This window comes from Planctomycetia bacterium (assembly GCA_034440135.1).
Classification (GTDB): Bacteria; Planctomycetota; Planctomycetia; order Pirellulales; family JALHLM01; genus JALHLM01.
In genome coordinates, this window is the sequence record JAWXBP010000301.1 from 1 (window position 1) to 18,662 (window position 18,662).

The window sequence follows — 18,662 nt, forward strand, 5'->3', positions numbered from 1 at the left end:
GCGCGGCGTGCGCGTGTTGCTTGCGATCAGCGGGCTGTATTTCATTGGCTGCTTTCTGCTCCGACAGAACGTGCGTTTTCTTTTTCCACTCGCGCCGCTCTGGGCCGCGCCCTGCGTCTGGGTCTGCATGGAGCTGCGCCGCACGCCACGATTCGCGGCGGCGGGCGTCGCCTTCGCCCTCATTATGCTGACGGCGGTTGGCACGCTGTGGCCGACGTACCGGTCACGCCAGCACTGGGCCGTCGCCGTGGGCTTGGAAACGCGCGAACATTACTTGGAGCGTACAGAACCGACCTACCGAGCGGCAATCCTCGCGAACATTCTCACCGAGCGCGGCGCGAAAATCCTCAGCCAGGACAATCGCGGCTTTTACTTCGACGCCGAGGTCACACAGGAGTCCCTTTATCGCCGCCGCACCAGGTACGATTCGGCGAGCGGCGACCTGGCGATGCAACTGCGGCGGGCCGGTTTTTCGTACCTGCTGCTCGCCGACGCGACCGGAGACGGCATTCAGTACGACGACACGCTTGCGGAACTGGCTGAGCAAACACTCGCCTTGCCGCACCAACGCGATTTCCACGCCATCACGTCGTACCGCTTCCGAGACGCCGATGGCGCCGAACGGAGCTACCGCCTGTTGCGCGTCGAACCTGCTCTGGCGGCCGGTGAAGCGGTGCTTCGGCGCTAAGGCGGAGTAGCAACGCAACATTGTCTCCTTTCGCTCCGCGAAAGGTCCGGAGCCTTTCGCGGAGCGAAAGGAGACGTTGGGTGAGCCCGATCACAACGATTGCGCGGCTGCCCGTTTTTTTTGCCCTGCCCACGTATACAATTCCCAGTCTGTTACGACGATTCCTTTGCGAATCGCCTCCCGGGCGGTTACGCTAAAACGAGGCGGTTTTGTCGATCCAAGACCACGCGAGGGGCGCGTTCGCGCGAGCTTCGCCGGAGTTTATCCGGGGGGACGGTCTCGTATGAATGAACGTGCCCGCGCGCTCGCGATTTTGAAGCAGGCCCGGGATCTGCTTACCGATCGCCTCACCTCGCGGATCGTGGAATCCCACGAGGCGATCCTCGAAGACGCCGCGGGCATGTCGTACACCAGCGAACTGGAAGCCATCTACGATCAGGTCGGCGCCCGGCTCGTGCATGTCAACGCCCTGTTGGCGAATCTCCCGGCCAGCGATGAGTCCTCGCTGCAGGACGCCACGCGTCCGCAGCAACTCTTGACCATGTCGCCAGGCGACCCGGTCTTCGTCGCGTCGACAGCGTCACCGCATTTGGATCTGGCCGATGCCGCGCCCGTCGAAGCGCCGGCCAGCTTCCAATCCTTCGTACAACAAGTCGTCGCCGGCGAAGTCGACGCCGCTGGCGCAACGCTCGCCGGACTGCTCGAACTGGAACAATCCCGCGCCGCGCGTTGCGCGCAGCGGTTCCACGAGCGGTTGACGCAGGAGCCGGATTTTCTTACCAAGGCAATGCAACTCCGACACGCGCTGCGCTCCGGCAGCGCCAACGACGTGCTGATGATGCTCTGGGAATGCTTCGGACTCCAGGGCGTCGAGGCGGTCGGCGTCTACCAAACCCTTCAATCACGCGCCAGGATGACGGATCATGGATAAAAAGGCCAAGAAGCGCATTGACGTCCTTCAGCAACGCCTCCAAAAACTGCGCCAACAACTCGCCGGCGCGAAGTCCCAGCCGGACGACCCGCAAGACGCCATCAATCTCGAAAAAGAAATCAAAGACGTCACCACCGAGCTCGATGCACTGAAGTCCCAAAAATAGGTCAACTTCCGTTGGTCAGGCGCCCCGGCTGTAGGCAAAGAACTCGGCGAGAAAATCAAGCGCGGCAACATCCCGAGTCGATGCCGGCAAGTTGCCTGACGAGAGAGGACGCCGAACCGTTAGGCAATTGGCCGGCGCGGGCTTGGGATGTCGGATGGCGTTGGCACGGCGCGAAGACTTCTCGCTTTGGAGGGCATGCCTGAACTACGGGACTACATTAAGCCGCAAGCCTTTTTCGCCCGTGTCAGCACTTGCAAGGCCTTCGCGCGCGCGCGCGAGGCCCCGTCCGCCAAAATCGCCTCTACCTGCTTAGGATTCGCCGCCAGCTCTGCGCGGCGAGCGCGGGGTTCGGCGAAATATCTCTCGGCGGCGGCGGCGATCTGTTTCTTCACGTCGCCGTAGCCGAAACCACCGCGGCGGTACGTGGCGGCGAGTTCCTCGCGTTCGGCGTCCGTGGCGAAGAGAGAAAAGAGTTGATAGAGGTGATCCCCGTCCGGCTCTTTCGGCTCGTGCATCTGCCGTGAGTCCGTGGTGATGCTCATGATTTTCTTTTTCTGCGCCTTCGGGTCGTCGAAGATTTCCAACGTGTTGTTGTAGCTCTTCGACATCTTCTCGCCGTCGGTGCCAGGCACTTTGGCGGCGGCCTCCAGGATTTTTCCCTTCGGCATCACGAACGTCTCGCCGAAATGATGATTAAAACTCGCGGCAATGTCCCGGCAGACCTCGATGTGCTGCAATTGATCTTCGCCGACAGGGACGACATCGGCGTCGTAGGCCAGGATGTCGGCCGACATCAACACGGGATACGTAAACAAGCCGGCGTCCGCGGAGAGCCCTTTCGCCACTTTGTCCTTGTAGGCATGGCAACGGTTCAACAAGCCCATCGGCGTGCCGGTCATCAGCAGCCAGCAGAGCTCCGAAACCTCGGGCACGTCCGACTGCACGAAGAGCACGGCGTGTTCGGGGTTCAGGCCGAGCGCCAACAAATCGAGCGCGGCGTCGAGCGTATACTGCGCCAGCACCTTGGGATCGCGCACCGTGGTCAACGCATGCAAATTGGCAATGAAGTAGTACGATTCGTTGCCATGCTGCAGGTCGATGTACTGGCGAATCGCCCCGAAGTAATTGCCCCAATGAAACCGACCCGTGGGCTGAATGCCGGACAGAACGCGCATGGTTGACTCGAGAAATGACCGTTAATTGAGTTCGATGCCGCCAAGTACAAGTAGTGGAGAATGACTAATTTCTAAATCTGAATGTCGAATCAAAATTGAATGCATGAATGACGAATGGACCAAGTGTATCTCGCGTTCGCCATCGATCCTTTCAATCTTCGTCATTTGGATTTGATTCGACATTCAGATTTAGAAATTAGACATTCAGCTTCATCGTCCCCACGACCTCGCGAACGCTCGACGCCCTCAGTTCGCCGAGCGCCGCCGGCAGGGCCTCCAGTATCTCTAGCGACGCTCTCGGCCGGTAGAAGTTCGCAGTGCCGACTTGGATGGCTGTGGCGCCGGCGACCAGGAATTCCATGGCGTCGTCGATCGTGGCGATGCCGCCGACGCCGATGATCGGGATTTTGACCGCGGACGCAACCTGGTAGACCGCGCGGAGGGCGACCGGCTTGATCGCCGGTCCGCTCAGGCCGCCCATCCCGTTGCCGAGGACGGGACGCCGCCGCCGCCAATCGACGGCCATGCCAAGCAGGGTGTTGATGACGGAAAGCCCGTCCGCGCCGCCGGCCTCGGCCGCCCGGGCGATGTCGGCGATCCGCGTCACGTTTGGCGTCAGCTTGACCAGCACTGGGTATGAGCAAGCTTCCCGAGCGCCTTGGACGACGCGACGGCACATTTCCGGATCGGTGCCGAAATCGACGCCGTGGCTGACGTTGGGGCAAGAGATGTTCAGTTCCAGCGCGGCAATGCCAGCCAGGCCGTTCAGGCGCGCCGCCAGACCAACAAAATCGTCGTAGTCCTGGCCGGCGATGCTAATGATTACCGGCGCGCCGATCGTGGCGAGGTACGGCAGGTGATGGGCGATGAAGGCTTCGACGCCGTCGTTATCGAGGCCAATCGAGTTCAACATGCCGGAGGCCGTCTCGACCGTTCGCCACGGAGCGTTGCCGGCGCGTGGTTGCCGCGTGATGGTTTTGGGGATCACGCCGCCGAGCCGGGTCAGATCGACGAGGCCGGCCATCTCGCGAGCGTAGCCGAAGGTGCCGGAGGCGACCAGCACCGGGTTGGGCAGTTCCAGACGGCCCACTTGCACGGAAAGATCGACGTTCGCGGATACTTCCCGAGTCACGGGGCAAGCTACTGGAGAAAGGCGCGGGCGAGAAACACCAAGGCGCCGAATACGAGTTGGACGCCGCACGCAATCTAGTATAGCGAAGCGACTTACGCAACGCTGGGCGGCGTCCGAGCGGGCCGCCGCGCCCGATGCGCGGCAGCATTTGAGAGCACGTTTACAGGATGCCGCCGTGCGTACGATACGGCGTCAGGTGCGACGGCTGGTCCAGGAACCAGATGCGCTCCCATTCGTCGAGGAACATCCGCAAGTCCTCGGACGAATTGAGCGCCTGTCGGGTGCGACGCGCCGGATCGCCGGAATAGGCTGGAATAATGCAGCCCACGGAACTGGCCACGAAGATTGCCAACAGCGTTGCTGCGAGCAGATTGCGCATCACACAACTCCTCCCTGAGTCGTCAGTTCCGTCGCCACGGCCGCCGAGAATCGTTCTCGGCATGACGGTTAGCGCTGATCGCTAGACGCCTTGACCGTCGCTCGTTCATTCGCAGGTTATTCGGTCCTCTTGGCTCGCGCCAAGCAACTGAAATGGTTCGTTCCGCCTTCGTTGCCGAGATCTAACCACTTGTCATGCAAGGTGGTGATCGTCAGGCCGTCGGCCGGTGTCAGTGTTTGGTTTGTGGTTTCTGGTTAGCCGCTGTTTTGGTTAGCCGCTGTCGCCGTACGTTCCAGTGCCCTGTCCCAGGTTTCCGGCGGCTACTTCCGCGTCGCGTCGGGCGTCCTTCTCGGCTTCCTGCCGTTCCAGTTCGCGGACGCGTTCTTCCATCTCTTTGCCGGGCTTGAAAGTGACTACAAATTTGGCGGGGACGTGAACTTTGGTGCCGGTTCGCGGGTTACGCGCTTTGCGGGCGGCACGCTTCTTCACTTCGAACACGCCAAAGTTTCTCAGCTCAATCCGGCGTTCGTCGACTAACGTCTCAACGATCGCGTCGAACGTCTTTTGGACGATCTCCTTCGTCTTCAATTGTGTGAGTCCGATCTCTTCCGAAATCGTCTTCACAATCTCTTTCTTGGTCACGACTCGGTTCTCCTGTCGAGAGAGGCCTTAGCGGGTGAACTTCCGCTTGCCTCGATATCTCCCGGTCATGCTCCAAGTGTAAATGCCATAAGCACTAGTGTCAAGCTGGCAAGAGCAATCCAGTGGCGTAACTCAACGAGTTACAGGCATAGAATAGGCGGCCCAATTGGCCCGAACTATCCGCCTAACATTTGATTGTCAAAGAACTTGCGACGTGAAAACCGGCGAAATGCTCGCTGAATTGCCATAAGTCGTTGTCAGGCAACGACTAACTCTCAGCGATTGACATCTTGCCGGACGAACTCCACGACGCTTGGCCACGGCGGATTGCGCCGCCGGACGAAGCGTGCATTCGTTATCGACTACCCCACCAGCAAACTCCAACCAATTGTCAAATTCGGATCACGCGGAGCCGTTCGTTGATCTCGTCGAGGGAATACAGCTTGCCCTTCCCGCTGCCGGGGCAGGACTCGCAGGTGTCTTTCCAGGTGGCTTCGCTCCGGATATTGGACTCCCAGAAGGGCCAGGTGCGGCACTGTCGCGGGCGATCCTCGTAAACGGTGCAGCCTCGGGACTGGCCGTCGAAGAAGACGCAATCACCGTTCTCGAACTCGACCAGGCTCTTACGGATCCCCACGCTCCGGACATACTTCGCCTCAAAGTCCGCAACACTCATGGCGAATCGTCCTGCCAGGGCCGCGATCTCTTCTTTGTTGACCCACACGAAGCCAGGCGCCCCCGTGCAGCAATCGCCACACTGCGTGCATTCGAAGCGCAGACCCTGGCCATACCACGGTTCATCCGACATCGGGAAATCCCTTTCGGCTCAATGGGGCGCCGCCAGCGGCTCAGACCGCGGCGATTTCTCGAACTGCTTCGACGGCACGGTCAATTTCGTCCGGCGCGTTGAAAGCGCCGACGCTCATCCGCACCGTGCCGCCGCCTGACAGCGTTTCCAGGGCCTGATGCATGAGCGGGGCACAATGCAGGCCGGCCCTCACCTGGACCTGGTAGGCGCTATCCAGCAGCGTCGCGAATTCCTGCGGATTGTACCCCTCCACCTTGAAGCTGACGACGCCCACCCGTTGAGCGGATTCGGCTGGCCCATAGATGGTGACCGCCGCGATCGATCGCAGCCCCGTCAGTAACCGCTCCGTGAGCTCTATCTCGTGCGAACGCAATCGGCCGATTCCCGTCCGCTCGATGAACTGCAGCGCCACCCCCAGGCCAATCAGCCCTGGTACATTGTGATTACCGGACTCGTACTTTTCCGGCAACGAGTCGGGCTGCTGATCGTGGTCGCTGGACGTGCCCGTGCCGCCTTGCCGAAACGGGGCCAACTCTTGTTCCAACCCGGGCCGGATGTAGAGCAAGCCGGTGCCGAGCGGGCCCATGAGTCCCTTGTGCCCGGGTGCGGCGACCAGATCGACGCCTAAGTCGCGGTACGAGATCGGCAAATGTCCCAAGGTCTGCGCGGCATCGATCAACACCCTTGCTCCGCGTTCGTGAGCAACCGCGGCGATGTCGCCGACCGGCTGAATCGCGCCCGTGACATTCGAGGCATGTGAAACTGCCACGAGCCGCGTCGCCGGAGTGATGGCCGCCGCGATCGCGTCCGCCGACACAATACCGAAAGCATCGCAATCGACATGGGTCAGTTGGATTCCCCGCAAGGCGAGGAACCGCAGCGGGCGCAGCACGGAGTTATGTTCGATGACTGTCGTCACGACGTGATCGCCGGGCCGCAGCAGCCCATGCAGGGCCAGATTGAGGGCGTCGGTGCCATTGAAGGCAAAGGCGATCTGCTTGGGCTCGACGCCGCCGAGTAGCCGGGCCATCGCCTGGCGAGTGCGGCGCAACTTGTCGTCCACCGTGGCCCCTTCGCGATACGACCCGCGGCCCGCAGCGGCGCCGAGTTGCCGCTGATACTGGTCGACGGCGTCATAGACCTCGACGGGCTTCGGCCAACTGGTGGCGGCGTTGTCGAGGAAAATACGTGACGGCGCTGGCTGACTCATGCCTTGATGTTACGGCGCGGGCAATGCCGCGTCCAATTGCTGCAGCAATTCATCCGGACTCAGCCGCGTCAGGAACCGCTCCGAGCGGTAAACCCAGCGGACCTGGCCATCGCCGTCGACGATCATGGTGGTCGGCGCCGTGGTGTCGGTTCCTTCTGGCGACGACCCGGGGTGAATCACTTCCACGGCATCGGCGAGGCCGCGCTCCGCGTCGGAAATCACCAGCAGGTCGGGATAATCTTTCTGTGTGAGCAGCGACGTTTCCTGATCGTCCAGCGAGATCGCGACGAGTTTGGTATTTCGTTCCGCGAACTCCGCGTGACGGGCTTCGAGCTGACCTAGCTCGACCAGACAGATCGGTCACCACCGGCCCCGATAAAAGACGAGCACCGTCGCCACGCCTTGTTCCAGATCGCGATTGGCGAAGACCTCGCCAGCGGCCGTCGCGGTGCTGAACGTCGGCAGCTTAGCGCCCGCGTGAGCGGGACCGGCATACTCGGGCAAGCGTACCGCCGCGCCCAACATCAGCCATTCAAAGCCGCCCAGCAACGCCACGAGCGCTAATGCCGTCCAGCGCGGCCACGTGCGCCGGCGAATTACCGATACCACCACGCATGCCGCGCCCACCGTGGCCAGAATGGGGATGTACCAGGGGACAAACATCCGTTGCAGGACGTTGAACTGAATGACATACGCTGCGATCGGCAGGACGCAGAGGAGCAGTCCCAGCCAGAGCCAACTACGACCATTTGATTTCAGCACAGGTGCTGGGGATGCAGCTTCGGTTTCAGTTTTCATCGGCGCAATCCTGAATCGCGTAAGTTTCCAAGGGTCGCCATGGCCATTAATATAGACGCGAGCAGCGCCGGAAAGAGGTGGACAACGGGCGAAATCTCTGTTCACTTTTTTGTCGGGGTCGCTTTACCGTTTTGCTTGAGCTCCAAACTGCGCCAGCAATACCAGCTCGCCGCCGTGGCATAGGGCCGCCACTTTGCGCCGATTTCTTGCGCCGCGGTTTCATTCGGCAATTCGGCCAGGCCATACAGGTTTCGCATCGCCGCGCGAATGCCCAGGTCGCCGACCGGCAACACGTCCGGGCGGCCGAGCGAGAACATCAAGAACATTTGTGCGGTCCAGCGGCCGACGCCTTTGACTTGAACCAATTCAGCGATGATCGCCTCGTCGTCCTTACGTCCGATTTTTGTCAGGCTCAGTCGTCCGTCGCTCGTGGCGGCGGCCAGATCATGCATGAACGCGGCCTTGTTGCGCGAGAGACCCACGCCGCGGAGTTGCTCGATTTCCAGCTTCAACACGCCTTCGGGCAGTAATTCGCCGCCGGCAAGAGCGATCAGCCGATCGCGTATCGTCCGCGCGGCCTTGACCGACAACTGCTGCGAGACGATCGAGCAGGCCAACATGTGAAAGCGTTGGCGATCGATCTTTAACTGAAACGGGCCGACGCGTCGAATCAAGTCGCGCATCACTGGATCGGCGCGGTGCAGGTGCTTCGTCGCGGCGGCGGCTACTTCTTCGCGCTTGGCCATGCGTCGCAGTGTAACGCGACGATCTGGGATTGGATATACTCGGGTCGTAAGGCGTTTTGGAACCATTTTTCAATACGGGCACGATGAGCCATCACCTGATCTCCGTCGCGGAAGCATCGCGTCTGGTGGCCCAATATGCGCCGCTCGGCGGCTGGGAATGGGTCGAACTGCGCCATGCGCTGGGACGCGTGACCGCGCAATCGGTTGCCAGCGACATCGATTCGCCGCCGCACGACAAAACGATCGTCGATGGCTTCGCTATCCGCGCCGAGGACTTGTCGAACGGCGTGGGCGAGTTGGAAGTCATCGAGACGGTGATGGCGGGAATGTGGCCGAATCGCATGTTGCAGGCGGGGCAGGCAACGCGAATCATGACCGGCGCGCCGCTACCGATCGGTGCTGACGCCGTGGTGATGGTCGAGCGAACGACGTCTGTTGTCGGCGATGAACAGAGTCGAGTGCGGATCGACGATTCAACATTGCGCGTGGGGCAAAACGTCGTTCGGCGTGGCGCCGCGATGCGAGTCGGCGACAAAGTCATCGCCGCGAGGCGCTGCTTGCGCTCCCTCGAGATCGGGCTGCTGGCGGAAGTCGGGCGGGAGACCGTGAAGGTATGCTGGCGTCCCACGGTAGCTGTGCTGTCGACGGGAAACGAGCTCGTGCCACATCAAGACGTGCCGCGTGCTGGGCAGATTCGCAATTCGAACGGACCGATGCTGGCCGCGGCCGTACATCGCGCCGGCGGTGTGGCGCGCGAGCTGCCCATTGGCCCTGACGATCCGACGAAGTTGGCCGCGTTGATTCGTGACGGCCTGGACGCCGACATGCTGTTGATTTCCGGTGGCGTCTCGGCCGGCGACTTGGACCTGACGCCCGGCATCCTGCGTGAGTTGGGCGTCGTGGAAATCTTTCACAAGGTACAACTCAAGCCCGGCAAGCCATTGTGGTTCGGCGTGTTGCGCGGTGAGCGCGACAAACTCGTCTTCGGCCTGCCCGGCAATCCCGTCAGCAGCCTGGTGTGTTTCTTGCTCTTCGTACGCCCGGCGATCCGGCGTTACCTAGGGGAGATCGACGTCGAGCCGCGAAGGCAACGCGCCGTGCTTAGCGCGCCCTACCGGCAACGCGGGCCACGGGCAGCGTACGTACCCTCGAAGTGCGAGTGGAACAACGACGGCCTGCAGGTAAGGCCACTATCATCACAAGGCTCTGGCGATCTCCGCGCGATGATCGACGCCAACGCCCTGGCACATTTCCCGCCCGGCGACCAAGACTACGCAGCCGGCGCATCCATCGAGATTCTGCCGCTCGACGACGCGTAGCGTTCTCACTGAAAACTGAAAACTTCAAACTCCCACTTTCCAAGCCGCCGCCTCTTCGCCATCCAGCCGCAGCGTGAGACACTTCGCGCTGCCGCCGGCTTTGACGAATTCATCGAGCGGCGTTTCGCGCGGCGTGAAGCCGCGCTCTGACAATTGTTGATGCAGTTTCGCGCAGCCCGTGTTCGTCACGACCGTTTTACCGACCACCACGGCGTTGCAGGCGAAGCGTCGGGCTTCCGCTGCTTCGACTTCGATCAACGTGGACACCAGCTCGCGCAGCACCTGGCGGCCGTAGTCGTCGAAGGCGCCGGGAAAATAAATCGCCGTGTCGCGCTGGAGCGGGCAAAAGCACGTATCGAGGTGGTAGTAGTAGGGATCGACGAGTTCGAGCGGAATCACGCGGACGCCGAGCAATTCGCCGATCCGCTGATGCCCCCGCGCATCGCTCCGCATGCGATAGCCGGCGAATAGCGTGTCACCGCAAAAAAGCGCGTCGCCAGCGCCTTCGAAGTACACATCGTCCGGCATGCGCTCGATGCGAAATCCATTCCCGGCCAGCCACGCTTCGAAAAACGGCTGCTCTCCCTGGCGTTCGCGGTGACGGAAGTGCGCGAGCACCGCGAGGTCGCGATAGATAATCGCGGCGTTGGCCGTGAACACCAGGTCCGGCAAGCCCGGCTGCGGTTCGACCTGCGAGATTGCGGCGCCGGCCGCTTCCAGCGTACGGCGCAAACCTTCCCATTGCTCGCGCGCCACGGCGCTCTCGGCGGGCCGCGCGCGGCTCATCCAGGCATTGATTTCGTATTCAATGCCATAGAAATCCGGCGGGCACATCAGGATGCGAGGCTGGGAACTCATATCCCAATAGTACGTCACGGCAACGGCAAACCAAGCCGCCGTTGCCAAGCGACACCGACTGGAATACGGCTGTGGGAGGCGTCTCCGACGCCGATGGCTGAGCGTGGCGCCGAATTCAACGACTGACGATCAAGCAGCGCCCACTCCATCTGCGTCGGAAACGCCTCCCACAGATTCCTTTTGGTTCTATGAATCACTCGTGAAAGCGGTGATAAACGCCCATCCAGTATGGGAGCAGGATAAATGCGCCGTCGTCCCGTTCCAGGCCGCCGCTGCCGCCGTCCAGCTCGAACGGGTCGCCGTTCCATTTCATGACCCGGCGTTCGCTGGTCGGCAACGCTTCGACGGACAGTTTTCGGTCCCCGCGACTCTCATACGGTCGCAGCGCCACGTCACGGCGATTGCTGTTGGTCATGGAATAGCAAATCGTGTCGACCGGCACGTCGTGGAACCAGGCCAGGCACGCGTCGCGATCATATTCCGCTGCATCCAGATGCGCCTCTGCCGGGCGTTCTTGCGGCTTCGGCCAGTGGCTGGCCTGACGCCCCGCGGCGTAGATGTAGTTCAAGAGCGGACTTGTTTCTGGCCGTTCGATTCGCCAGGAGCGTTCCAAGCTGGCCAGGTAGACTTTGCGCAGCGCCGGATCGCGCTCGTACATCAATAGCGGGTAGTACGCCAGGAACGCCAACTCGTCGTCGCTATGGTTGACGTGGTGCAGCGGCCAGGTGATTTTCTGCAGCACTGTATTCATCTCGTAGCTCTCACGTTCGATCAGATGTTTGAGCGCAGCGGTGTATCGCGGCGCGCCGGTCATGTACTCGGCCACCTTGAGATGCGAGAGCATTTCCAACGAATTCAAGCCGCGGTCGTCGATCCATTCCAGATCGTGATTTAATTTCTCCGGCGCCCAAACGCCCCAAGTGGTCGGCGTGCCTGGCGGGCCGACATAGTAGTAACCGTGGTCGAGGATGTGGTCGGTGATCCGCGAGACGTAGCCGCGAATCTCCTCGCGTTCCTGCTCGTCCGCCACGAGGTCGTAGTACACGGCGTAGGCGAAGTAGTGGCCGTCCAACTCGTCGCTCGACGTGTCTCCTTTCCACCACCACTTACCGTCCGACGAGCGATGCCATTCGCCGCCGTACTTCTTGGGATCGTCGTCGATCGGCACGAAACTCCGCGCCACGAAGCCGGGGATTTTTGTGATCCGTTCCTGAAACATCAACGCTTCCAGAGATTGACGCGCATTGCGTTTGGCATCCTCGCTCTTGGTCGCGCCATAGCGAAAGGCTTCTCCGGCCACGTACATGCTGGTCCAGAGGCCGTCGTTATCGCTGGATGGCTGGACGTAACCGGCCGCCACGTCGCCGGGTTTTTCGAGGCGGATTTCGGCGACCAGGCCATGGCGCACATGCCAGCGCCGCAGGTTGGCTTGAACTTCTTCCATCTTGGCGTCCAAGGTCGTGGACGTGGCGGTCAATGCCGCCGCGCCTGCGGCGGTGTCCACGATGACGCGGCAACTGCCGTCCGGCGCTGCCCTGGCTAGCGAGAGGCCGCGCACTTCATCCGACGGCAACCAGCGCGGCGAATGAAATAGGCTCCAACGCTCGGCCTGAGGGCTCAGCAACATCAACCCATGCGGGCTGCCGACCCAGAGAGTGCCGTCCGGCGCGCGGACGCCGCAGGTGAGATGGTCGTAGGGCGTCGTCGGTGACGCTGCTTCGAGGTCGCGCAGTTCATCGGCCGTCAAAGACGCACCCATCGATGGCGGCAACGTCGCGGAGTCGAACGGCGCTGTACTCCAATTCAAGACGTTTGTGCCGACCTCGGCGCAGAGTGCGATCAGGCAAATCCAAGGAAGCATCACGGAAGCTCGCAGATGGTCAGGTGGGAAACTCAGGCGGGCGGCTCATTCAGGATAACATGCCGGATTTGCCGGAGCGACCGCCACGCGAGCGAATGCCCCTGCGTGGGATATTGACCGGATACGGCGGCTCGGCGAAATTGATACGTGCCGCCCGTGACTTCCCGCCGCACTTTTTTGCCCGCCCCGGAGCCGCTCGATGCCAGTTCGCACCCGTTGGAGGATGGCCGCTTGGTTGTTGATGGTTGGCGTTTGTCCCTTGGCCGGTGCGGAACCTTGGCCCAGCTGGCGCGGCCCTCAGAATAATGGAGTGAGCAGCGAAACCGGGCTGGCGGAGAGTTGGAGCACGACCGAAAACGTCGCCTGGAAGCTGCCGATGCCGGGACAGGCCGGAGCGACACCGGTGGTGTGGGGCGATCGCATGTTCGTCGTCTCCGCGGCCGACAAGGATATCTTGCTGCTCTGTATCGACACGACGACGGGGCAGGAAGTGTGGCGCCGCACGGTCGGCACCGGCAACAACCAAGTGATGCGCGGTGAGGGGAATTCGGCCTCACCGTCCCCATCGACCGACGGGGAACACGTGTGGGCGTTCGCCGGCACGGGCGATCTGGTGTGCTTCGACTACGCCGGCAATGAAGTCTGGCGGATGGACGTACAGAAGAAGTACGGCCAATTCGACATTCAATTCGGCATGACTTCGAGTCCGCTGTTGGACGGCGACCGGCTGTATTTGCAGTTACTGCATAGCGCCTCGAAGAAGATCGTCGCTTTGCATAGCAAAACCGGCGACGAAGCCTGGGTTCACGTGCGGCAGAGCGACGCCTACGCGGAGAACGAACACGCTTATACCTCGCCGATGCTCTACCGCGACGGCGAGCGCGAGTTCCTCGTCACGCATGGCGCGGATTATGTTATCGCTCATCGACTGACCGACGGCAGCGAGATCTGGCGCTGCGGCGGCATCAATCCTCAGGGGGCCGGCTACAACGAATACCTGCGCTTTGTCGCCTCGCCCGTCGTTACCCCGGGTTTGATCGTGGTCCCTACGGCCAAGAACGGCCCCGTGTTGGCATTGCGGCCGGACGCCACCGGTGACATCACAGCCGAAGCGGCCGCGCATGCCTGGAAGTTCCCGGACAACACGCCGGACGTCCCCTCGCCGTTGGTCCATGACGGACTGGTATATCTCTGCCGGGAGAATGGTGTGCTGTTGTGCCTCGACGCGGCCACCGGTGAAGAGCAATACAAATCGCGGCTACATTCGGACGTCTATCGTGGTTCGCCGGTGTACGGCGATGGCCGGGTTTACGTCGCTTCGCGCGACGGCACCGTCAGCGTGGTCGCCGCCGGCCGGAAGTTCGCCAAGCTCGCCGAAATCTCGATGGGCGAGCCGATTTCCTCGTCGCCGGTGATCTCCGAGGGGACGATCTTCCTGAGGACGTATGAGAATCTGTACGCCATTCGGCCGGCCCAATGAGATTGCCCATTTGCTCTGGCCTCCACTCCGGCTTCTCGGGTACTTTCTACTCGCGAAAGTATCCGAATGGACTGGGAGGTTTGGGGGATGTCGCGACAAGAGCTGGAAGCGCAGATCGCCGCGATTCATTGGTACCATGAGTTCGATTTCGGCCAGGGGCTGGTCGCCCGGTCGTCGACGCCCGATGTCGCGGCGCATCGACGGATTTGGCGTTTGATTTCCGACCAGTTCGACGCGATCGACTGGCGCGGCAAATCGGTCCTCGATATCGGCTGCTGGGACGGCTATTGGAGCTTCGAGGCTGAACGACGCGGGGCGGCGAACGTGCTGGCGTCGGACGACGTCTCCCAGAACTGGGCCGCCGGTGCGGGCTTGCGGTTGGCCAAGCGGTTGCTCAAGTCGCAGGTGGAACTCAATCAAAGCCTGTCGGTCTACGACTTGGCGACGCTTGGCAGAAAGTTTGACGTCGTCCTCTGCCTCGGCGTGTATTACCACTTGCTCGACCCGTTCTACGCGTTCGCGCAGATTCGGCACTGCTGCCATCCAGGGACGATCGTCGTCTTCGAAGGCGATATGGCCCGCTATGGCATGCGCTCGGACGTCGCTTGCCTGCCCTTTGGCGACGCCACGGCGCCGCTCTTCGTGCCGACGCCGCGGACGCTAACCAATTTGCTCCGCGCCACTTACTTCAACGTCAGCGCGCAGTCGTTTCTCAACTCCGCGCCGCGCGCCTGGGCGAAGAGCGTTTGGCGTCGCATCACGGGCCGCGCGCAATTGCCAAGTGTGGATCGCGCCGTCACGGTCTGCCGTCCGTTCTCGGGCAGCAACCCGCTGCACGATTACCGCCCGCCGTTCGGATTGCATGAGTACGACGAGCGCTTCAACGCGCTACGCCAGGCTGCCGCATAGTTATGCGGGTCGAATTAGCAATTCAGCTTGAATTGCTCGTTCAACTGCGGGAGGCGTCTCTGACGCCGATGGAGTTGGCTTGTTTCGCGAGCAAGACCTTAGAATTGTCGCTCGCGTCCGTTGCATCGGCGTCGGAGACGCCTCCCACAGTCGAACACTGTTCGGGCCTGCTGATTCAAACGCCGAACCAGAAGCGTGACGGGGCCGGCGCGGTTTTCATGCCCGGATCCGGGACCATCCAGATGGTGTTCTCGCCATCCTGTTGTGAATGCGGGCCGCGGAAGGCCGGATTGCGGACGCCAGGGAGCAGCGAGACATCGAAGATCTCGTCCACGCCTGACACGAATTGAAACGTCGCCACGGTCTGCTGGCTGGCCAGGTCGAAGACGCCGACGCCGCATTTGAGCTCATCGATCTTTTCCGCGATCGGCATGCCGCCGAACGTCGAGGTCTCGCGAATCTTCGACAGGCCGATGAATGCGAACTGGCCGTGCATCGCCAAACCGCGCGTGTAACCGGGCATGTCCGCCACCGGCTGAATTGCTCCGGTCGCCACGTCCACGTTGGTCAGGCGTCCGCGGCCGGAGTCGAGGACCCAGAGCTTATTGTCGAAGATGCGCGGCGAGTGCGGCATCGCGAAACCTGTTGCCACGATCCGCCCGCTTGGCACTTCCATCACACAGCCGGTGTTCACCTTATTGGGGCGCCAGCCTCCGGCGGTGTCGGTCTGGGCCATGGCCGTCGCATATTTGACGGCGCCGTTTGCGACGGCCAGCCCGTTCAAGTGGCACCGATCTTCCGCCGCCAAGGCGGAAATAAACGGCGGACGCCAACGCGGCACGAAGCTGAAGCTGCTATGCGGCGTGGCGAGGCACGAGAACAAAGTGTTGACGACCCAGAGTTCTTGTCCGACGTACGCCAGTTCGTGCGCCTGAATCTCGCCGGTCACGACCGCCTGACGCGCGAGATAACACGCGTCGTGGCTGCCGGCCGGCGGCAAGCGTCTCGCGATATCGATGGCGTTCTCCAGAAACCAGAATTGATCCCGGCAAGCCACGGCGATCCCTTCCGGACGGACGGCGACCCCCATCGGGCGATCAAAATTGATGAACGTGAGGTGCAGTTTGCCTTCGCGCGCGGTGAGCGCGACGAGCTTGCCGGCCTGATAGGTGCTGACCAGGAGCGTCGCGCCAAGATGCTCCAGGATCGGCACGAAATGCCGCGAGCATTCGTACTGCACTTCGCGCAGATTTTCCTTGGGTTTCGCGTCGGGTTCCGTTGGACTGCTGGCGTCAGTGGACATCGTGCATTTCGCCTATACGTGGGGGAGCATTGGCGGGGTCAGTCTAGAGACGATGCAGGGCGGGGTCAACAAATGTCCCCGCGTCCGGCGCGGCCCTTGCCTCGGCGTTTCTCGACGTGGTAAACCGGTGTCGAGCGCCCACCTTCGAAACTTGGATTCACTATGCAAACGCCAGCGGCCCTCGGCTACCGATTTCCCGCGGAATGGGAGCCGCACGCGGCGACCTGGCTCTCCTGGCCGCACAATCCGGATACCTGGCCCGGCAAGTTCGAGCCCATACCGGCGGTCTGGGAGGAACTGGTGCGCACGCTGGCCGAGTTCGAGCCGGTCCATATTCTCGCTGGCGGGGAATCGGTGATGGCCGATGCGCAACGTCGCGTGGGGCAGTTGGCGAATGTCACGCTCCACGACGTGCCCACCAACGACTGCTGGGCACGCGACCACGGAGCGATGTTTCTCACTGGCCCGCTGGGAACGGAACCGGCGCTGATCGACTGGGGCTACAACGCCTGGGGAGGCAAGTACCCGCCGTTCGATTTGGACGACCAGGTGCCGCGCTACGTCGCCGAGTTCACGCAGCGCCGGCGCTTCGATCCGGGCATCATCCTCGAAGGGGGCGCGATCGACGTCAACGGACTGGGCGCGGTGCTGACCACCGAGCAATGCCTGCTAAATGTGAATCGCAATCCGCAGCTCACGCGCCCGGAAGTGGAACGCTACCTGCGAGAGTATCTCAATGTCAAAAAAGTACTCTGGCTGGGCGGCGGTATCGTCGGCGACGACACGGACGGCCACATTGACGAGTTGGCCCGCTTCGTCGGTCCGCGCACCGTGGTGGCGGCCGTGGAAGATGATCCGACCGACGCGAACTTTGCGCCGCTGGCCGAGAACCTGGAACGGTTGCGCTCCTTCACCGATCAAGACGATCAGCCGCTGGAGATCGTCACGCTGCCGATGCCGATGCCGAAATTCTTCGGCGAGCATCGCCTGCCGGCGTGCTATCTGAATTTCTATGTCGCCAACGGCGTGGTGATCGCGCCGACATTCGATGATCCAGCGGACTCCGTAGCGCTTGCGACGTTAGGAACACTATTCCCCACGCGTCAAGTCCGCGGCATCCGCGCCCTCGACCTTATTTGGGGCCTGGGGGCGTTCCATTGCATCACGCAACAAGAGCCGGCGTAAAACCTTCGAGTCGCAATAATGCTGCTGCCATCGAAAAGCGATCGGCCGCGCGATGCCTCGATATCGCGCGGCCGTGAGCGACGACTTACTGTGAAGTGATTACCTACGCCGCCGGTGCAGCAGGGCCAATGCCCCAACGCCCGAAAGGCCCAGTAACACTACGGTACTCGGCTCCGGTACGACTTCGAACGAAATGCGATAGACTTCTTGGTCCGCGGTGAGCTGACTGTCGAACGAGTAGCCCGCGGCCGTGGTGAGGCCGTTGAAAATGTCGAGGCCCGCGAAGTTGAAATTCACCACGCCTCCTTGCGGCGTCCGGAGGCTATTGTCACCAATCTGGAGAAAGGCGGCATTAGCCGGGTCGTCGAGTTCGGAGCCTGCGTCCCAGATATCGCTGGCTTGCTGGCGGATCTCCGTGAGATTCAGTTGACCGTTTTCATCGAACAGCAGGTACTGCATCGGTGAGTCGTTACCGATAAAATAATCGTTGCTCGGCACGACCATCGAGGCAAATGTGAAGTATCGATTGACCGCGGTGTCCACCGTGAGGATCGTCGTGCCTGTGCCTCCGGGGAGCAACGGTCCGGCCGGATTGGGCAGGGCGCTGCCGAAGTTCGCGCTCGGCTCGGCGGCCATGAAAGCGGGGAACCAGTCGGATCCTGAACCTCCTTCCGCGATCGAGATAATCGCCGCGGATGCTGCTTCGCCGTTATTGAACGAGTCATAGTTTCCCGCATGGACGCCGAACCGCAGCGGCGCGAAAGCGACGCTGTCCATCGGCGCCAGATTCTCGACGGTAACTCTGAGTTGGACCATTTCCCCATGCGCGGCGCCAGTGAACAAGCCGGCGACTAAGATGGCGAGACGTCCGACGTGCGAAATCCGCATACGTTGCTCCTCGAAGTTGGGATGCTTTTCGCAAACTGCCAGATGGCGGCGAATTCGAGCGAGTTTAAGTACAACGCCGGGCCGCGGCTGTGTGATACATCACATTCCAACGGATTACTCCCGTTCGCTTGCTTGCTTCCGTTGCGAATGCTCAAGGCGGTTTGTGAGCTAGCTCACAAACCGC

General features: G+C 61.8%; 20 protein-coding genes. 7 read left to right on the forward strand and 13 right to left on the reverse strand.

Annotated elements, in window-relative coordinates:
• From SGJ19_18150 to SGJ19_18160, 3 genes are all read left to right on the forward strand, one after another.
• Positions 1-688, forward strand: a 688-nt coding sequence (locus tag SGJ19_18150) for a hypothetical protein (GenBank protein ID MDZ4782173.1), incomplete at its 5' end; no start/stop codon positions are given.
• Positions 689-971: 283 nt separating this feature from the next.
• Positions 972-1,619, forward strand: coding sequence for a hypothetical protein (locus SGJ19_18155; protein MDZ4782174.1), 648 nt, complete (start codon positions 972-974; stop codon positions 1,617-1,619).
• On the forward strand, positions 1,612-1,785 hold the full coding sequence (locus SGJ19_18160; protein ID MDZ4782175.1) for a hypothetical protein: 174 nt from the start codon (positions 1,612-1,614) through the stop codon (positions 1,783-1,785). Before SGJ19_18155 ends, SGJ19_18160 begins: the two co-directional genes overlap by 8 nt.
• Positions 1,786-1,997: 212 nt before the next feature.
• Here the strand turns inward: SGJ19_18160 and trpS are convergent, their stop codons facing one another.
• The 9 genes from trpS to SGJ19_18205 form a co-directional block, all read right to left on the reverse strand.
• On the reverse strand, positions 1,998-2,960 hold the full coding sequence (gene trpS, locus SGJ19_18165) for a tryptophan--tRNA ligase (GenBank protein MDZ4782176.1): 963 nt from the start codon (positions 2,958-2,960) through the stop codon (positions 1,998-2,000).
• Between the two features lie 196 nt (positions 2,961-3,156).
• Positions 3,157-4,092 carry a dihydroorotate dehydrogenase gene (locus SGJ19_18170; GenBank protein MDZ4782177.1) on the reverse strand — a complete coding sequence of 312 codons (936 nt, stop codon included), beginning with the start codon at positions 4,090-4,092 and terminating at the stop codon, positions 3,157-3,159.
• A 160-nt stretch (positions 4,093-4,252) separates the two neighbouring features.
• Complete coding sequence (locus SGJ19_18175) at positions 4,253-4,471, reverse strand: hypothetical protein (protein ID MDZ4782178.1); 219 nt, start codon at positions 4,469-4,471, stop codon at positions 4,253-4,255.
• 270 nt (positions 4,472-4,741) lie between these two features.
• Positions 4,742-5,113: an HU family DNA-binding protein gene (locus SGJ19_18180; protein ID MDZ4782179.1), complete on the reverse strand. Its 372-nt coding sequence runs from the start codon at positions 5,111-5,113 to the stop codon at positions 4,742-4,744.
• Between the two features lie 391 nt (positions 5,114-5,504).
• Positions 5,505-5,921, reverse strand: a complete 417-nt coding sequence (locus SGJ19_18185) for a YkgJ family cysteine cluster protein (protein ID MDZ4782180.1) — start codon at positions 5,919-5,921, stop codon at positions 5,505-5,507.
• Between the two features lie 40 nt (positions 5,922-5,961).
• A complete protein-coding gene (locus SGJ19_18190) occupies positions 5,962-7,131 on the reverse strand; it encodes an aminotransferase class V-fold PLP-dependent enzyme (protein ID MDZ4782181.1) in 1,170 nt (389 codons plus the stop codon).
• A 9-nt stretch (positions 7,132-7,140) separates the two neighbouring features.
• Entirely contained in the window at positions 7,141-7,488 is a 348-nt protein-coding gene (locus tag SGJ19_18195) for a redoxin domain-containing protein (GenBank protein ID MDZ4782182.1), read from the reverse strand.
• Between the two features lie 3 nt (positions 7,489-7,491).
• Entirely contained in the window at positions 7,492-7,929 is a 438-nt protein-coding gene (locus tag SGJ19_18200; GenBank protein ID MDZ4782183.1) for a hypothetical protein, read from the reverse strand.
• A 101-nt stretch (positions 7,930-8,030) separates the two neighbouring features.
• A complete protein-coding gene (locus SGJ19_18205; protein MDZ4782184.1) occupies positions 8,031-8,675 on the reverse strand; it encodes a DNA-3-methyladenine glycosylase 2 family protein in 645 nt (214 codons plus the stop codon).
• 83 nt (positions 8,676-8,758) lie between these two features.
• On the opposite strand from SGJ19_18205, the gene SGJ19_18210 reads away from it, so the two are divergent.
• Complete coding sequence (locus SGJ19_18210) at positions 8,759-9,994, forward strand: molybdopterin molybdotransferase MoeA (protein ID MDZ4782185.1); 1,236 nt, start codon at positions 8,759-8,761, stop codon at positions 9,992-9,994.
• Positions 9,995-10,018: 24 nt separating this feature from the next.
• Here SGJ19_18210 and SGJ19_18215 read toward each other — a convergent pair whose 3' ends face one another.
• Together SGJ19_18215 and SGJ19_18220 are read right to left on the reverse strand one after the other, a co-directional pair.
• Positions 10,019-10,852 carry an arginine deiminase-related protein gene (locus tag SGJ19_18215; GenBank protein MDZ4782186.1) on the reverse strand — a complete coding sequence of 278 codons (834 nt, stop codon included), beginning with the start codon at positions 10,850-10,852 and terminating at the stop codon, positions 10,019-10,021.
• A 193-nt stretch (positions 10,853-11,045) separates the two neighbouring features.
• Complete coding sequence (locus tag SGJ19_18220; GenBank protein MDZ4782187.1) at positions 11,046-12,713, reverse strand: hypothetical protein; 1,668 nt, start codon at positions 12,711-12,713, stop codon at positions 11,046-11,048.
• Positions 12,714-13,023: 310 nt separating this feature from the next.
• Between SGJ19_18220 and SGJ19_18225 the strand changes: the two genes are divergently transcribed.
• Positions 13,024-14,193, forward strand: a complete 1,170-nt coding sequence (locus SGJ19_18225) for a PQQ-binding-like beta-propeller repeat protein (GenBank protein ID MDZ4782188.1) — start codon at positions 13,024-13,026, stop codon at positions 14,191-14,193.
• 87 nt (positions 14,194-14,280) lie between these two features.
• Positions 14,281-15,102 (forward strand): DUF1698 domain-containing protein, encoded by an 822-nt coding sequence (locus tag SGJ19_18230; GenBank protein MDZ4782189.1) that lies wholly within the window; start codon positions 14,281-14,283, stop codon positions 15,100-15,102.
• 175 nt (positions 15,103-15,277) lie between these two features.
• Here the strand turns inward: SGJ19_18230 and SGJ19_18235 are convergent, their stop codons facing one another.
• Complete coding sequence (locus SGJ19_18235) at positions 15,278-16,405, reverse strand: TIGR03032 family protein (GenBank protein ID MDZ4782190.1); 1,128 nt, start codon at positions 16,403-16,405, stop codon at positions 15,278-15,280.
• Between the two features lie 162 nt (positions 16,406-16,567).
• Between SGJ19_18235 and SGJ19_18240 the strand changes: the two genes are divergently transcribed.
• The gene (locus SGJ19_18240; GenBank protein ID MDZ4782191.1) at positions 16,568-17,590 is read left to right on the forward strand and encodes an agmatine deiminase family protein; all 1,023 of its coding nucleotides are present in this window, start codon (positions 16,568-16,570) and stop codon (positions 17,588-17,590) included.
• 99 nt (positions 17,591-17,689) lie between these two features.
• Here the strand turns inward: SGJ19_18240 and SGJ19_18245 are convergent, their stop codons facing one another.
• Positions 17,690-18,478, reverse strand: coding sequence for a spondin domain-containing protein (locus SGJ19_18245; GenBank protein MDZ4782192.1), 789 nt, complete (start codon positions 18,476-18,478; stop codon positions 17,690-17,692).
• Positions 18,479-18,662: the final 184 nt, after the last annotated feature.